The following is a 15,264-nucleotide window of genomic DNA, read 5'->3' as shown; positions in this document are numbered from 1 at the left end:
ACATGACAGACCCTTTGCCTGTACAAGGAGCTCAGTTCGCCAGGCACCGGTCGATCCCGAGCCGGGCAATGCGCAGGACGGCGTCCCGGCCCAGCACTCGCTGCGAGTCCCCGGCGCCCGCAGCAGGCACCGGCCGACCGGCCCGCTGCGCCCGCGCCGGAGCGTCCGGGGCGCCGGCCGCCGCCGCGTCGAGCTGGTCGGCGGTCTCGTCGTCCCCGAGCTGGCGGAGTAGGTCAGCGAGGTTGCGCAGCGTCACCCACAGGTGGGTCCAGTTGCCGGTCCGCGCGAAGTAGTCGACGACGTCGCGGTAGCCGTGCAGCGCGTCGCCGACCCGTCCAGCGGCGACCCGGACGGTCAGCAGGCCGACGGTCGCGATCCCGACGAGGAACGTCGCCCCCGACGTCTGGGCGAGGTCGATCGCGCGCAGGTAATGCTGCTCGGCGAGCTCGGCGCGCCTGGCCCGGTTCTCGATCTCGCCTGCGACGTACTCGCCCCACGAGCGCAAGGTGGGTGACCCGGCGTCGGCGTGGCCGCGCGCGTTCAGGGCTCGGGCGTCCTCAAGGTCACCCGCCTGGGCGCGCGCCAGCGCGGCGATCCCGAAGCTCTCGCGGCTCGGGCCCGGCTGCGCGGCCGCGGCCAGCGCGTGCTCGACGACGTCGGCGTAGGCGGTGTCGGCGAGCTCGGCCACCGCGAGCGGCAGCAGGCAGAACCACGCGGACTCGGCGGCGGGACCACGCTCGAGCCCGGCTCGGGCCAGCCGCGCGGCGCGCCGATGGTCGCCGCCCTGGTAGGCGGCCTCCGCCGCCGTCCCGAGCACCGCGGCGGCGTGCGGGGACCTGTCCAGGGCCGGATCGTCGGCCAGCTCCTGCGCCCACGCCCGCAACTCGACGACGTCGCGGTAGGCGATCGCATTGATGAGGGCCGTCACCAGCACCGCGGCATCGTCGAACGCCTCGCGCCGGCGGATCAGCTGCCACACCGCGCGAAGGTTCGCGAGCTCGCGGCGCAGCACCGCGTCGGCCTCGGGCTCGCGTTCGGACGCCAGGCCCGCCCCGATCCACGAGGCCAGCGCAACTCCCCACCGGACGAAGCGGTCGGCCGCGGCGGCCGACTCACCGGCGGCGGCCAGCCGATCGGTGCCGAACGAGCGCAGCGTCTCGAGCATCCGATACCGCGTGCCGTCCGGCCCGAAGACCGCCGTGAGCATCGACGCGTCGACGAGCCGGGCCAGGACGCTGCCGGAGTCCAGGCCCGGGGCGAGCTCCGCGGCTACGCGTTCGGCGGTCTCGAGCGGGACGCCGTCGACGAACACCGACAGGTGCCGGAACACCAGCCGCTCGGGCTCGGCGAGGAGGTCGTACGACCACTCGATCGTCGCCCGCAGCGTCCGGTGCCGCGGCTCGCCGCTCGGAGCGCCACCGCCGAGCAGATCGAGGGCGCGGTCCAGCCGGTCGCGCAGGTCCTCGAGGGAGAACGTGGACAGCCGCCCCGCGGCGAGCTCGATCGCGAGCGGGATCCCGTCGAGCCTGCGCACGATGTCGGCCACGGTGCGCAGCTGGGTAGCGGTGGGCTCGCGGCCGCGCCGGACCCGGCTCGCGCGCTCGAGGAACAGGGTGACCGACGGCGCCTGGGCCGCGTCCTGGTCGGGGCCCGGCAGCGCGAGCGGGGACAGGCGGAACGCGTACTCCGCGGCGAGCCCGAGTCGTTCCCGGCTCGTGACCAGCACCGTGACCTCGGGGCACCCGGCCAGGACGGCGGAGATCACCCCGCGGGCGGCGTCGAGCAGGTGCTCGCAGTTGTCGACGACGAGCAGGCGCGCCTGGTCGCCGAGCACCGCGACGCAGGCCGCCAGGACGTCGCCGCGGGCGACCCGCAGGTTCAGGGCGGCCGCGAGCGCGTGGGGCACGGCGGCCGGATCGGTGACCGGAGCGAGCAGGAGCACGGTCGCGGTCGTGCTCCGGCGCGCGACCTCGAGCGCGACGCGAGTCTTGCCGACCCCGCCCGGCCCCGTCACGGTGACGAGTCGTTCGGTCGCGAGCACCCGGTGCAGGGCCGCGACCTGCGCCGCGCGGCCGATCAGGCGGGTGCCGTCGGCCGCGGCCCCGCCCGCGCCGGGCCGCGCGAGCCCGGCTCCCGCGGTCCCGCCGGCGACGGCGCGCTCGGCGTCGCCCAGCGCACTCGAGGGATCCAGCCCCGTCTCGGCGGCGAGCCTCTGACGGAACTCGCGGGCGGCACGCAGCGCCTCGGCGACCTGCCCGGACCCCGCCAGCGCCCGCATCAGCAGGAGCACGCCCGGTTCGCGGAACGGGTCGGCGGCGACGGCGTCCGCGGCCAGCCCCAGGACCTCGTCGGCGTGCCCGGCACCGACGGCGGCGGCGATCAGCGCGTCCTCGACCTGGCGGCGCAGGCGAGCGATCTCGGTCACCGCGGCGCCGATCGGCTCGAGGTCGGTCAGGTCGGCGAGCACCGGCCCGCGCCACAGCCCGTCGGCCTGGCGGAGCAGGGGCAGCGCGTGGGCCGGGTCGCCCGCGCCGTGCGCCCGGGCCGCCGCCAGCAGGGCGCGGGCCTGCGCGAGGTCGAGGCCGGCGGCGTCGACGTCGAGCCGGTAGCCCGCTCGCTGCGTCTGGAGCGCGCCGGACGCCGGGCCCAGGTGCCCGCGCAGCCGGGAGACGTGGGAGTGCAGCGCCTGGCGCGCCGCGTCCGGCGGCTCCACGGGCCACAGGCCGTCGACGAGCGAGTCGGCGCTGACGGTCCGCGCCTCGGCGAGCGCGAGGAGCGCGAGAACCGCGCGCCGCTTCGGGCCCGGCACGTCCACCGCGACGCCGTCGACCACGACGCGCAGCGGCCCGAGCACCTCGACGCGCAGGAGCGGCGCTCCCCCGTTGCCGTCCATCGCGCCTCCCGACCGCGCCGGGACCCGGCCCACCCCGGGACGGTCGCGGTGTCAGCAGCGTGCCAGCGGCCGACAGCGCCCTGCAAGGGCGATCGCGGAGCGTCGATTTCACGCCGGCGCTCCGCCGGCGGTCGACGGAAGGAAGTCAGATGGATCAGCAGAAGGTCTCGGAGTTTCTCGGCCAGTTCGTGGTCGACCTCGGCGCGACCGGCGCCGCCGGATCGGTCGTGGTGGGCCACCGCCTCGGCCTCTACGCGTCGCTCGCCGAGGGGCCCGCGACGCCGGACCAGCTCGCCGCGCGCTCGGGCTGTCACCCCCGCTACCTCACCGAGTGGCTGAGCGGCCAGGCGGCCGGCGGCTACGTCACGTACGACCCCGCGACCGCGACGTTCGCGCTGACCGAGGAGCAGGCGTTCTGCCTCGTGGACCCGAACGGTCCGAACGTGCCGGCGGCCTTCGTCGCCGCCCTCGGGTACCTGCGCACCGAGCCGCAGCTCACCGAGGCGTTCCGGTCCGGAGCCGGGCTCGCGTGGCACCAGCACGAGGACGACGTCTTCGTCGGCTGCGACGCGTTCTACCGTCCCGGTTACGTCGCGGCGCTGGTGCCCAGCTGGATCCCGGCGCTCGACGGCGTCGACGAGAAGCTCTCGGCCGGCGCGCGGGTCGCCGACGTCGGCTGCGGGCTCGGGTCCGCCGCCATCCTGATCGCCGAGGCCTACCCACGCGCCGTCGTCGTCGGCTCGGACTACCACCCCGGCTCCGTCGAGCACGCCCGCAAGAAAGCCGCGGAGGCCGGCGTCGGCGACCGCGTGAGCTTCGAGGTCGCGGAGGCGAAGGCGTTCAGCGGGGCGGGCTTCGACCTCGTCACGATGTTCGACAGCCTGCACGACATGGGCGACCCGGTCGGCGCCGCGCGGCGCGTGCGCGAGGCCCTGGCGCCGGACGGCACCTGGCTGCTCGTGGAGCCGAACGCTGGCGACCGGCTCGAGGACAACCTCACGCCGGTCGGCCGACTGTTCTACAGCGGCTCGACGTTCCTGTGCGTGCCCACCGGCATGTCCCAGGACGGCGCGAGCCCGCTCGGCGCGCAGGCCGGCGAGGCCGCCACCCGCGCCGTGGCGATCGCCGCCGGCTTCACGCGGTTCCGCCGGGCCGCCGAGACGCCGTTCAACGCCGTCTACGAGATCCGGCCGTAAGCGCCCCGCGGCGGCCATCGCACGATGGCCGCCGCGGAGCCCGGCTGGATCAGGTGGCTCGTGGCGTCAGGAGCTCGGGCACGCGCCGGCCCCCCGGGTCCGCGAGCCGGAACTCGAAACCCGGCACGACGGCGTCCGCAGTGCGGGCGAGCTGGCCCGCGACGAGCCCGAGCACGATGGCGCCGAACGTCGCGGTGGTGATGCGCGAGCTCTGGGGCCAGTTCGGCGCGACAGCGTCGAAGGCGCTGCCAGCCTGGAGCATCGTCCACAGCACGACCGCCGCCGGGGGGATGAGCACGCGCGCAAGGTCGCCGCGAGTCCACGGCCCGCCCTTGTGCCCGACGACGTACAGCGCGCCGCTGACCGCGACGAGCGCCCAGAACGAGACCCGCAGGGTCGTCCCGTCGAGCACCGTCGTGACCGCGGTGCCGTCCGGCTGGCGGATGGTCGTCGTGGTGAGCCCGACGACGATGGCGTGCAGCCCCAGCACCTCGGCTGGCACGAGCGCGGCCACCGAGTCCACGTACCCCCGCACCCCCGGCGAGCCGCCGCGGGAGCTGGTCGCCGGCTCGGCGAGCTGGCGCTGGCGGGTCAGGGCCCCGTACCCGATCGTGGTCATCGGATCCTCCGCGCGGTGGTCGGTCGACGTCGTCGTCGTCGGTGGACGTCACGAGGGATGAGCCCCGCGCGGCCGCTGGTGATACCTAGCGCCCCGGCCGGGACCGCTGCGCAACCGTCCGCCGCGGGCGCCCGGCGGGCGGGGTGGGTCCGGCGATGTCACAGTGATTCCCATGACGCCCTCGGTCCGTTCGTCCGCCGCTACCGCGAGCGACAACCCCGTCCTCGAGGCGGGCGCCCGGCTGGGCTACGTGGCCAGCGGCGTCGTCCACCTCCTCATCGCGTGGGTCGCGGTGCAGCTCGCGTGGTTCGGCTCGGGCGGTGACGCCGACCAGACCGGCGCGCTCCAGGCCCTCGGCGACACCGGCCTTGGGGCGCTGCCGCTGTGGCTCGCCGTCGCGGGCTTCGGGCTCCTCGGGGTGTGGCAGGTCGTCGAGGCCGTCCTCCAGCGGGACGCGGCCACGCGCGCGAAGGCCGCTGGCAAGGGCGTCGCCTACCTCGCGCTCACCTGGACCACCGTCGCGGTGATCCTGGGCACCGGGTCGAGCAGCTCCGAGCAGAGCGCGGACCTCACCGCGACCGTGATGAGCAAGCCGTTCGGGGTCGTGCTCATCGCCGGCCTCGGGCTCGCGGTCGTCGGGATCGGCGGGTACCACGTCGTCAAGGGCTGGCGGCGGTCGTTCCTCGAGGATCTGCGGCAGCACCCTCCCCGGCAGGTCGTCCACGCCGGTCGGTTCGGCTACATCGCCAAGGGGCTGGCGCTCGTCGTCGTCGGCGGCCTGTTCATCCAGGCCGCGGTGACCCACGACGCGCAGGAGGCCCAGTGCCTGGACGGCGCGCTGCGCGCGGTGCTCGACGCACCGTTCGGCCCGGTGCTGCTCACGCTGGTCGCGCTCGGCCTCGCGGCCTTCGGTGCCTACTCGATCGCGCGGTCCCGGTACGCGAAGGTGTGACTCAGAGTGTCGCGCCGCGCCCGCAGCGACGGACGGTAGCGCGAGCCGTCCGGGCGGCGGGGCAAACGGTCCCCTGATCGGGTCGTCGACCCGCACTTTGCCCACACCACCGCGACAGAGAGCGGATCGCCCACACTCGGCGCGCTCGGGGAGCGGCCGACCGGCCGGCCGCAGCCTGGGCCACCGGCGGCCGCAGCCTGGGCCGCCGACCGCCGGGTTAGGTCCGCGACGGGCCCGACGCGCGCGGCGGCCCCGAAGGCAGGTGCCCTCGCGGGGGCCCTGCGCCGACGGCCCGCTGGATCAGCAGCGTCACCCACCCGGCCAACGCCATCCCCGAGAGGTTGATCGCGAGCTGGAGCGAGCTCCCCCAGACCTCCTGGCCGACGCCGAACGCCAGCCCGAGCGCGACGTTGCCGGCGGCCGGGACGGTCGTGACAGAGATGAACACCCCGGACAGGCCGCCGACGCGCGCCGAGGTCAGCGACAGCACCCCGGCGGCCGCCGCGATGATCGCGACGATGAACGACCACTTGTCCGGGGTGTAGATGAAGGACGTGCCGGGCCGATCGCCCGTGACGTCCTCGAGCGTCACCCAGCCGACGGCTCGGGCGAGGAGAACCAGCACGCACGTGAGGCCGATCGCGATGACGAAGCCGAGCGTCAGCGTCCGTGCGGCGAGCCGGAACAGCCGGAAGCGGCGCTGCACCAGCGCGACGCCGAGCGCCGCGACCGCGCCGAACTCGGGGCCGAGCACCATCGCGCCGATCACCAGGATCTGCGAGTCCAGCACGATCGCGATCGCGGCGATCAGGGTCGCCAGGCACATGAAGCTGACGTAGGTCCAGTTGAGCTCCGAGTCGGAGTACGCCTGCTGCGTCACCTCCGCCCAGACCACCGAGTCGGCGCCGCTGCCGGGCGTGCGCCGCTCCGCGTCGTAGCCGGCCCGCGACACCCAGGTGTGCACGGGCTCGACCTGGATCGACCCGGACCGGTGCACCCCGAGCGTGCGCAGCCGCTCGATGACGTCGTCGGCGGCCTCCCGCGCGACGTCGGCCTGGACGAGGTCGCCGGCCGGGCGGATCGAGGCGCCGGGGATCACGGCGAGGCTGCTGACCGCCGGATCGGCGGCGAGCAGGGCCACGACGGGGTCGCTGAGGTCGGCCGGGACGGAGATCCGCAGGTGCAGCACCCCCGCATTGTGCATCGCCGACCGGTGGCCCGCCGCGAATCGGTGCGGCAGGGTGGGGGTCGTGGCAGACGGCGGCCCCCCGGCTCGGCGCGCGGCGCGGTGGACCGGCGACGGCCGGCACCCCGCGCTCGAGCTGCTCGCGGCCGCGCTGGTGTGCGGGTCGGCGATCGGGATCTTCGCGATCCACGTCCGGCCGCTCGCGTACGTCCCGCTCGTGGCCGGCGTCGCCCTCGCGGCGCGGGTCGACCGGGCGCTGGCGGCCGACCTGCTGCTGATCGCGATCGGGATGACGATCGTGAGCTCGATCCCCCTCGCGGCGGACCTGTCGAACGCGGGCATCGCTCGGTTCGCGGTCGTGCTCTCGCTCGCGGTGATCGTGCCGTTCGCGCTCTCGCGCTGGTGGCTGCGCGAGACGACGATCCGCTTCCCGTGGCGCGCCGGACGCCCGTGGACGCGGGTGCACTGGGCTTATCTCGGCGGTGTGGTCCTGGCTGGGTACCTCGTGCTGCCGCCGTATTTCCTGGGCTCCGGCGTCTGGGCCAACTGGCCGCCGCTGGACAGCTCGGGCGAGATCGCGCGGCTGTTCGTCGGCGTCGCGGCGGTGGGGACGTGGGACGAGCTGTTCTTCGTCTGCACCGTGTTCGCGCTGCTGCGGCGGCACTTCTCCCTTTGGCCGGCGAACGTGCTCCAGGCGCTCATCTTCGTGTCATTCCTGTGGGAGCTCGGCTACCGCAGCTGGGGTCCGCTCCTGACGGTGCCGTTCGCGCTCGTGCAAGGCCTGACCTTCGCCAAGACGGCGTCGCTGACGTATGTGCTGACCGTCCACCTGCTCTTCGACGCCGTCGTGTTCGCCGTGCTCGTGCACGCGCGCCACCCGCACCTGTTCGACGTGTTCCTCACCGCGCCAGCCTGACAGCCGGCACGAACTGGGCCGCCAGAGGCCTACTGCAAACTGATCGGGCAAAGTACACTCAAGTAGTACCTTTGCGCACGCTCCCCCACCGAGACTCCCCGGAACCGGGCTCCTCGGGCATGCCTAGGAGATTCCCATGGATTGGCGCCATCGGGCGAAGTGCCTGGACGAGGACCCGGAGCTGTTTTTTCCGATCGGGAGCACCGGCAGCTCGACGATCCAGATCGAGCAGGCGAAGGCGGTCTGCCGGCGGTGCCCCGTGACCGAGACGTGCCTGAGCTGGGCACTCAAGACCAACCAGGACTCCGGCGTCTGGGGCGGCCTGTCCGAGGACGAGCGGCGCACGCTCAAGCGGCGCACCGCGCGGCAGCGCCACGCGGGCGAACAGCTCTAGCTCATCCGGGGTCGTCTAGCTCAGCCGGGCCCGGCGTACCGCGCGTCATCGTTGACGTAGGCGTAGTACAGGCCGATCAGCACGCCGCCGCCGATGAAGTTGCCGACGAGCGCGATCGCGACGTTCGCGACGGCGAGGCCGACGTCGATCCCGTCCTTGAGGCCGACGATCGTGAACAGCACCGTGTTCGCGACCGAGTGCTCGAGGCCGAGGAACGCGAAGATGAAGACCGACAGGATCATCACCAGGCACCGGGTCAGGTCGTCCTTGATGAGGCCGTTGTAGACCAGCAACATCGCCATGTTGATCATGAAGTTGCACAGGATCGCGCGCACGAGCAGGTCGGTCCACCCGGTCACCCCGGTGGTGATGAACTCGAGCTTGTGGTCGACCGCGGCCTGCATCTCGACGAGCTGGGCGCCCTCGACCAGCGTGCTGAACCGCACGAGCACCGCGATGAACAGGCCGCCGAGGAAGTTGCCGAGCAGGCACAGGCCGAGCAGCCGCAGCGCCTTCCCCCACGTCGTGCGCCGGTGGTACGCGCCGATCGAGATGATCATCATGTTCGAAGTGAGCAGCTCGGACTTCGAGTAGTAGATGAAGACCAGGGCCCAGCCGAACACGAGCGCGCCCACGATCCGGCCGATCGAGTGCAGGCTGCCGCCGCCCACCGCAACGTCGTCGAACGCCGCGACCACGGCGTAGTACGTCCCGTAGAAGATCCCGATGATGACCCCCGCCATGCCCGCGCGCTGCAGGTACCGGCGCGCCATCTGCCCGGACATCGCGGTCTTGGTCGCGAGGACCTCGAGGATCGTGCTGATGAACTGCTTGCCGGGAAACAGGTCGCGGGAGTCCGGGGTCATGGCGCTAGGTCGCCTCGGCCCCGCGCGCGCCGGCCCCGGAGGTGGTCGCGGACAGGCCCGGCAGCACCTCGTACCGCGTGCGGTAGATGTCGAGCAGCGTGAGCAGCATCGCCACGACGGGGATCGCCAGCAGCGCGCCGGCTATCCCGAACAGGGCGAGGCCGAGGATCGCCGACGCGAAGCTCACCGCCGGGTGGACGTTGACCGCCCGCGCGCTCAACCGCGGCTCGATCGTGAGGTTCTCGATCTGCTGGTACACGATCGCCCAGGCCAGCACGATGACGCCTAGCCAGGGGTTCGGGCTCAGCAGCCCGACGATGACCGGGAGGGTGATCGAGATGTACGTGCCGATCGCGGGCACGAACTGCGCGACGAGGCCGGTCCAGATCCCGAGCGCGAGCCACGAGGGCAGATCGATGATCAGGAAGAAGATCCCGCTGGTCGTGCCGTTGATGACGGCGAGCAGCACGCGCACCCCGACGTAGCGCCCCGTCTTCTCCGCGGTCGTGTCCCAGATGACGACCGACATCTCCTGGATCGCCGGCGGGAACAGCGAGGCGATCCACAGCCGCAGCCGCGGGCCGTCCGCCGAGAGGTAGAACGTGAAGAGCAGGAACATGAACAGGCTGGCGACGCCGCCGGCGACCGATCCCAGCACCGCGAGCACGCCCCCGGCGACCTGGCCGGCGTACCCGGCGACCTTCGCGGGCGTGAGGTTGAGGTTCGTGAGGATCTCGTTGAGCTCGTACCGCGTCCCCATCGCGCCGTTGGCCCAGTCGAGCGTGCCGCTGATCAGCGCGGGCAGCGCCTCGACGAGCTGGCCGACCTGCTCGACGAAGAGCTGGCCGAACAGGACGACGAAGACGACCAGGAACGCGACGATCGCGAGCATCATCAGCGCGGTCGCGGCCCCGCGCCGCATCCGGTGCGCGAGGCGCCCCACGGCGGGCTCCAGCGCGAGCGACGCGAACCACGCCATCAGCACCGTGAAAAGCAGCGAGCTGCCGCCCAGCAGGATGAACCGCGCGAGCACCGCGGCGACGACGACGCCGAGCAGCACCAGGCCGACCCGCCACACGTTCGCCAGGTCAAACAGGATCGTCGTGGGCCGCTCGCGAGCCGCGACGTTCGGAACAGTCTTCGTTCGAGCGCGTGCTCGCATGCCGCCTCCAGGGTCGGAGGACATGCTCTCGCATCCCGGCCCGTTCCGCCGCCACGCCACCCGCGAAAAGGCGTCGGTCGTCAGTCGATCAGCCAGGTGGGCGAGCGCAGGTACCGCGCGGCGACCTCGAGCGTCCCGGACTTCTGCGCGGCCCACAGCGCCGGCGGCAGCGCGTCCTGGCGGTGCGTCGTCGTCCACCCGAGCATCTGCAGCCGCCGGATCATCGACAGGTCGCAGCCGAGCCGCACGTCCGCGCGGGTCAGCGCCCGGACCTCGGTGTAGCCCTCGATCCACCGCGTCGCCATCGTGCCCGCCTCGGGCATGTGCTCCATGAACGTCAGCGCCGAGGCGAAGTCGTACAGGAACCAGGAGAAGCCGCAGTCGTCGAAGTCGATCACCGTGAGCCGGTCGGCGTCGATCATGATGTTCGAGGGCCGCAGGTCGGCGTGGATGAGCCCCCACGAGCCCGCCGTGCGCGGCGCGTCCGCAAGGCTGGCGAGCGCCGCCGCCTCGGCCGCCTCGACGACCGCGAGCGCCGCCGGGTCGTACCCCACGTCCTGCCAGCGGCCCCAGCGGCAGGTCGGGCCGACCATGTCGGCGAGCTCCCACGAGTGCCGGGTGAACCCGGCCGGCGGCGTCCAGCCCGCCGCGTGGTCGTGCAGCAGCGCGGTCGTCCGGCCGATCTCCCGGTAGTACGGGACGGGGTCGGCGACGTCCTCGAGGATCGTGCCGGCGACGTAGGAGTAGCTCACGCACCACCAGCTCACCCCCCGCTCGTCCGGGACGACGGCGACGAACGCGCCGTCCGCGGTCGGCAGGCCGCGCGGGACGGACGCGACGCCCGCGGCCGCCAGCGTGGCGACCCACGCGACCTCGGACTCGAACGCCGCGGCGTCGGCCATGTAGCCGGGCCGGGCGACGCGGGTCACGGCGACGGGGACGCCCGCCGCGGCGATGAGGAAGGTGGCGTTCTCCGAGACGGTGATCATCGTGACCGTCGTGGTCTCCGGGTCCAGGCGCCAGGCGCGCACGACGCCGGCGAACAGCCAGTCCGGGGCCGGGTCCGACCGGGCCAGCGACTCGAAGAAGTCCGAAGGCTCCGTGACCGTCGACGGCGCAGCGACCTTCGACGGCTCCGTTACCTTCGACAGCGCGGTGACCTGTGTCAGCTCTCCGACCTTCACGTCGTCGATGCTCATCGAGTTCCTCTCCAGCAAAAGGCGGTGCGGGAGGGTTGACGGTAGCCCCGACTGTAGGTGCGACCGGGCCCGCGTGGCTGCCCCTTTTCGCCGCGAATCGCTCGCGCGCGCCGATGTTTACCGGCCATTAACACGTGCCCCCGGCCTTGTAACACGGTGCTTACACGGGAGCCGGAATTCGCCGCGGGCACCCCGCCACGATGGGTCGTGACACCAGGGCTTGGCGGTCCGGCAGGTCGACTACGTGGAGGCAATCGTGAGCAAGCTCGAGCTCGACGGCGCGGTGAGCGCGCCCAGCGTGTCCGGGGTGACGTACTCCCGCGCCGCGGACGACTATTTCGAGAAGCGCGGACTCGTCCGCTCGGCCGGATTCTGGGGCCTGTGGGGCATCGGCATCGCGGCGGTGATCTCGGGTGATTTCTCCGGCTGGAACTTCGGCATCGACGTCGCGGGGTGGGGCGGCTTCGTCGTCGCGACCGTCATCGTCGCGATCATGTACTTCGGGATGCTCTTCAGCATCGGCGAGATGTCCGCCGCGATGCCGCACACGGGCGGCGCCTACTCGTTCGGCCGCGCGGCCATGGGCCCCTGGGGCGGGTTCGTGACGGGTCTCGCCGAGACGGTCGAGTACGTGATGACGACCGCCGTCGTCGTGTTCTTCTCGGGCCAGTACGCCGACTCGATCACGTCGACGCTGTTCGGGGTGTCGCTGCCCGCCTGGAGCTGGTGGCTGATCATCTACGGCGTCTTCCTCGCGATCAACGCCGCCGGCGCCGAGGTCACCTTCAAGTTCGCGATGGTGGTCGCGGTCATCTCGCTCGGGGTCATCGCCGTGTTCGCCGTCATGGCCGTGACGTCGTCGGCATTCGACCTCGGCAAGCTGTTCGACATCACCCCCGACGCGGGCCAGAGCACCTTCCTGCCGCACGGCATCACCGGGGTCTTCTACGCGCTGCCGTTCGCGATGTGGCTGTTCCTCGGCATCGAGGAGCTGCCGCTGGCCGCCGAGGAGTCGCACACCCCCGCGCAGGACATCCCGCGCGCGGGGATCTGGGGCATGGTCACGCTCGTGATCAGCGGCGCGCTCGTCGTCGTGCTCAACCCGGCCGTCACCGGCGCGGCCGCCCTGAGCACCTCGGGCGAGCCGCTGCTCGACGGCTTCCGCGCGATCCTGCCGAGCGGCGAGCTCGCGGCGGTGCTGTCCGCGTTCGCGCTCGTCGGCCTGCTCGCCTCGACGCAGGGGATCATGTACGCCTACGGCCGCAACATCTACTCGCTCTCGCGCGCGGGCTACTACCCGAAGGTCCTGTCGCTCACGGGCACCCGCAAGACGCCGTGGGTCGCGCTGCTGGCGGGCGCCGTCGTCGGCGTCGTGGCGCTGTTCCTCGTGCAGTACGGCGCCGCCGAGGCGGGCAGCGTTGTGCTCAACATCGCGGTCTGGGGCGCGGTCATCGCGTACGTGCTGCAGATGGTCGCGTTCCTGCTGCTGCGCCGGAACTTCCCCGACAAGCCGCGGCCGTACGTCAGCCCCACCGGCGTGCCCGGCGCCGTCGTGGCCGGGCTGCTCGCCCTGACGATCCTCGTCGGGGTCATGCTGAACCCGGACTACCGGCTGGCGATCGTGGCGATCGCGGTCGTGTTCGCGATCGGGCTCACGACGTTCGCGCTGTGGGGCCGCAACCACCTGGTGCTGTCCCCCGAGGAGGAGTACGCGCTCGGCGGGACGGACCGCGCCTGAGCCGGCGCGGCAGACTGTTCGCACGACCCATCGAGGAGGAGCACCCGTGGCAACGCGCTCGACGATCATGGACACCAACAGCTTCCGCCGGGGGGCGACCGACGAGCTGCCGGAGTCGATCCGCCGGCTCGCGGCCCGCCGCGAGCGCGTGCTCGGGCCCTCCTACCGGCTCTTCTACCGCGAGCCGGTGCACCTCGTGCGCGGCGAGGGCGCGCACCTGTACGACGCCGATGGCCAGCGCTACCTGGACGTGTACAACAACGTCGCGTCCGTCGGGCACTGCCATCCGCGCGTCGTCGCGGCCGTGCAGCGCCAGGCGGCGGCGCTGAACACCCACACGCGGTACCTGCACGAGGCGATCGTCGACTACTCCGAGGACCTCCTGTCGACGCTGCCGGACGCGATCGACCAGGTCATGTTCCTGTGCACCGGCTCGGAGGCCAACGACCTCGCGATCCGGGTCGCGCAGGCGTACACCGGCGGCACCGGGGTGCTCGTGACGTCGGAGGCGTACCACGGCAACACGGCGCTGACCTCGGAGCTGTCCCCCGCGCTCGGGACCGCCCAGCCGCTCGGGCGGGACGTGCGCACCGTGCCCTCCCCCGACGCCTACCGGCTCGGGCTCGGCGGGGGCGACGTCGACCTCGGCCTGTGGTTCGCCGACCAGGTGGCCGCGCAGATCGCCGACCTCGAGCGGCACGGCACGCGGTTCGCGGCGTTCTTGGCCGACTCGATCTTCTCCTCCGACGGCGTGTTCCCCGACCCGCTCGGCTTCCTCGCGCCGGCGATCGAGGTCGTGCACCGCGCGGGCGGCGTGTTCGTCGCCGACGAGGTCCAGCCGGGCTTCGCCCGCACGGGCCAGGCGTTCTGGGGCTTCGAGCGGCACGGGGTCGTCCCCGACCTCGTCACGATGGGCAAGCCGATGGGCAACGGCATCCCGATCTCGGCGCTCGCGGCGCGCAGCGAGGTCCTCGCGGCGTTCGGGGACTCGATCCCGTACTTCAACACCTTCGGCGGCAACCCCGTCTCGATCGCGGCCGCCCAGGCGGTGCTCGACGTGATCCGGGACGAGGAGCTACAGGCGCACAGCGCGCGGCTCGGCGCGCAGCTGTCGGCCGGCCTGCGAGCGGCGAGCGCGGGCCACCCGCTCGTGGGCGACATCCGCGGCGCGGGCCTGTACGTCGGCGTGGACATCGTCACCGACCCCGTGAGCCGGCGGCCCGACCAGGCCACCGCGCTCGAGATCGTCGAGCGGCTGCGCGAACGGCACGTGCTGACCTCCGTGTGCGGGGCGGGAGGGAACGTGCTCAAGCTGCGCCCCCCGCTCGCCTTCTCGCCCGCCGACCTCGACGTCTTCCTGACCGCCTACGAGGAGGTCCTCGCGACGCTGCCGACATGAGCGCACCCGTCGACGAGCTGTGCGAACGGGTCCGCGCGCTGATCCGCCACGACGAGGTGCGCCCGGGCGACCGGATCGGCGACGAGCGGTCGATCGCGACCTCCCTCGGGGTGCCGCGCTCCCGGCTGCGGCAGGCGCTCGACCTGCTCGAGGCCGAGGGGGTGGTGCGGCGCCGGATCGGCCGCGGCGGCGGCATCGTCGCGTCCGACGGCCGGCTCGAGCGCAACCTCTCGACGATCGAGGGCCTGCCGGTCATCGCCCGCCAGCAGGGCATCCGGCTCGAGACGCGGGTCCTGCGGGCCGAGGTCGCGCTCGCGTCGGGGCAGGACCAGCGACTCCTCGACCTCACGCCGCACGACTACGTCTACCGCCTGCTCCGGCTGCGGCTCGCCGACGGCCACCCGCTCTCGCTCGAGGCGTCCCGGCTGCCGACGGCGACGTTCCCCGGCCTGCTGCTGCAGGACCTGTCGAGCCTGTACGCGCTGCTGGGCGCGCACTACGGCGTCACCCCGGCGGTCAGCGACGAGACGCTCGAGCTCGTGCTCGCCGACGACGAGCGCGCGGGGTTCCTCGAGGTCGCGGCCGGGACGCCGCTCATCTACGTGCACCGCACCACCGCCGACGCCGCCGGGCGCCCGATCGAGATCGGCCGCGAGTACTTCATTGGCACCCGGGTGCGGTTCCACCTGCGCAACTACGGGTTCGTGCGGCATCCGCCCCGCGACGGCGGTACGGCAGGATGAC

The 15,264-nt window shown here is 73.1% G+C and carries 13 protein-coding genes; 7 read left to right on the top strand and 6 right to left on the bottom strand.

The features are described 5' to 3' along the window. Nucleotides 1–31: 31 nt before the first annotated feature. Nucleotides 32–2,893, bottom strand: coding sequence for a BTAD domain-containing putative transcriptional regulator (locus J4E96_RS08355; RefSeq protein ID WP_227425290.1), 2,862 nt, complete (start codon nucleotides 2,891–2,893; stop codon nucleotides 32–34). A gap of 149 nt (nucleotides 2,894–3,042) precedes the next feature. Between J4E96_RS08355 and J4E96_RS08350 the strand changes: the two genes are divergently transcribed. Continuing rightward, entirely contained in the window at nucleotides 3,043–4,089 is a 1,047-nt protein-coding gene (locus J4E96_RS08350; protein ID WP_227425289.1) for a class I SAM-dependent methyltransferase, read from the top strand. Nucleotides 4,090–4,138: 49 nt separating this feature from the next. Here the strand turns inward: J4E96_RS08350 and J4E96_RS08345 are convergent, their stop codons facing one another. Further along, the gene (locus J4E96_RS08345) at nucleotides 4,139–4,708 is read right to left on the bottom strand and encodes a hypothetical protein (RefSeq protein ID WP_227425288.1); all 570 of its coding nucleotides are present in this window, start codon (nucleotides 4,706–4,708) and stop codon (nucleotides 4,139–4,141) included. 172 nt (nucleotides 4,709–4,880) lie between these two features. On the opposite strand from J4E96_RS08345, the gene J4E96_RS08340 reads away from it, so the two are divergent. Next, nucleotides 4,881–5,660 carry a DUF1206 domain-containing protein gene (locus J4E96_RS08340; RefSeq protein WP_227425287.1) on the top strand — a complete coding sequence of 260 codons (780 nt, stop codon included), beginning with the start codon at nucleotides 4,881–4,883 and terminating at the stop codon, nucleotides 5,658–5,660. Between the two features lie 217 nt (nucleotides 5,661–5,877). Here the strand turns inward: J4E96_RS08340 and J4E96_RS08335 are convergent, their stop codons facing one another. Next, entirely contained in the window at nucleotides 5,878–6,849 is a 972-nt protein-coding gene (locus J4E96_RS08335; protein WP_227425286.1) for a DUF389 domain-containing protein, read from the bottom strand. Nucleotides 6,850–6,910: 61 nt separating this feature from the next. Between J4E96_RS08335 and J4E96_RS08330 the strand changes: the two genes are divergently transcribed. Both J4E96_RS08330 and J4E96_RS08325 read left to right on the top strand, forming a co-directional pair. After that, nucleotides 6,911–7,762 (top strand): CPBP family intramembrane glutamic endopeptidase, encoded by an 852-nt coding sequence (locus J4E96_RS08330; protein ID WP_406620434.1) that lies wholly within the window; start codon nucleotides 6,911–6,913, stop codon nucleotides 7,760–7,762. Between the two features lie 136 nt (nucleotides 7,763–7,898). Next, entirely contained in the window at nucleotides 7,899–8,156 is a 258-nt protein-coding gene (locus J4E96_RS08325) for a WhiB family transcriptional regulator (RefSeq protein ID WP_227425285.1), read from the top strand. A gap of 20 nt (nucleotides 8,157–8,176) precedes the next feature. On the opposite strand, the gene J4E96_RS08320 is transcribed toward J4E96_RS08325, so the two are convergent. The 3 genes from J4E96_RS08320 to J4E96_RS08310 all read right to left on the bottom strand — a co-directional run bounded on the left by J4E96_RS08320 (nucleotide 8,177) and on the right by J4E96_RS08310 (nucleotide 11,383). Beyond that, the gene (locus J4E96_RS08320) at nucleotides 8,177–9,022 is read right to left on the bottom strand and encodes a formate/nitrite transporter family protein (RefSeq protein ID WP_227425284.1); all 846 of its coding nucleotides are present in this window, start codon (nucleotides 9,020–9,022) and stop codon (nucleotides 8,177–8,179) included. A 4-nt stretch (nucleotides 9,023–9,026) separates the two neighbouring features. Beyond that, complete coding sequence (locus J4E96_RS08315) at nucleotides 9,027–10,184, bottom strand: AI-2E family transporter (RefSeq protein WP_227425283.1); 1,158 nt, start codon at nucleotides 10,182–10,184, stop codon at nucleotides 9,027–9,029. Between the two features lie 80 nt (nucleotides 10,185–10,264). Further along, the gene (locus tag J4E96_RS08310; RefSeq protein WP_227425282.1) at nucleotides 10,265–11,383 is read right to left on the bottom strand and encodes a phosphotransferase enzyme family protein; all 1,119 of its coding nucleotides are present in this window, start codon (nucleotides 11,381–11,383) and stop codon (nucleotides 10,265–10,267) included. Nucleotides 11,384–11,639: 256 nt separating this feature from the next. Between J4E96_RS08310 and J4E96_RS08305 the strand changes: the two genes are divergently transcribed. Genes J4E96_RS08305 through J4E96_RS08295 form a run of 3 tightly spaced genes read left to right on the top strand, consistent with a single transcriptional unit; the run spans nucleotide 11,640 to nucleotide 15,263 of the window. Further along, nucleotides 11,640–13,121 carry an amino acid permease gene (locus J4E96_RS08305; RefSeq protein WP_227425281.1) on the top strand — a complete coding sequence of 494 codons (1,482 nt, stop codon included), beginning with the start codon at nucleotides 11,640–11,642 and terminating at the stop codon, nucleotides 13,119–13,121. A gap of 46 nt (nucleotides 13,122–13,167) precedes the next feature. Continuing rightward, nucleotides 13,168–14,520, top strand: coding sequence for an aspartate aminotransferase family protein (locus J4E96_RS08300; protein ID WP_227425280.1), 1,353 nt, complete (start codon nucleotides 13,168–13,170; stop codon nucleotides 14,518–14,520). Further along, nucleotides 14,517–15,263 (top strand): GntR family transcriptional regulator, encoded by a 747-nt coding sequence (locus J4E96_RS08295; protein WP_227425279.1) that lies wholly within the window; start codon nucleotides 14,517–14,519, stop codon nucleotides 15,261–15,263. The genes J4E96_RS08300 and J4E96_RS08295 overlap by 4 nt, the downstream gene beginning before the upstream one ends. Nucleotide 15,264: the final 1 nt, after the last annotated feature.

It is taken from the genome of Pengzhenrongella sicca (assembly GCF_017569225.1).
GTDB lineage: Bacteria > Actinomycetota > Actinomycetes > Actinomycetales > Cellulomonadaceae > Pengzhenrongella > Pengzhenrongella sicca.
This window is presented reverse-complemented; position numbering and strand designations above follow the sequence as displayed.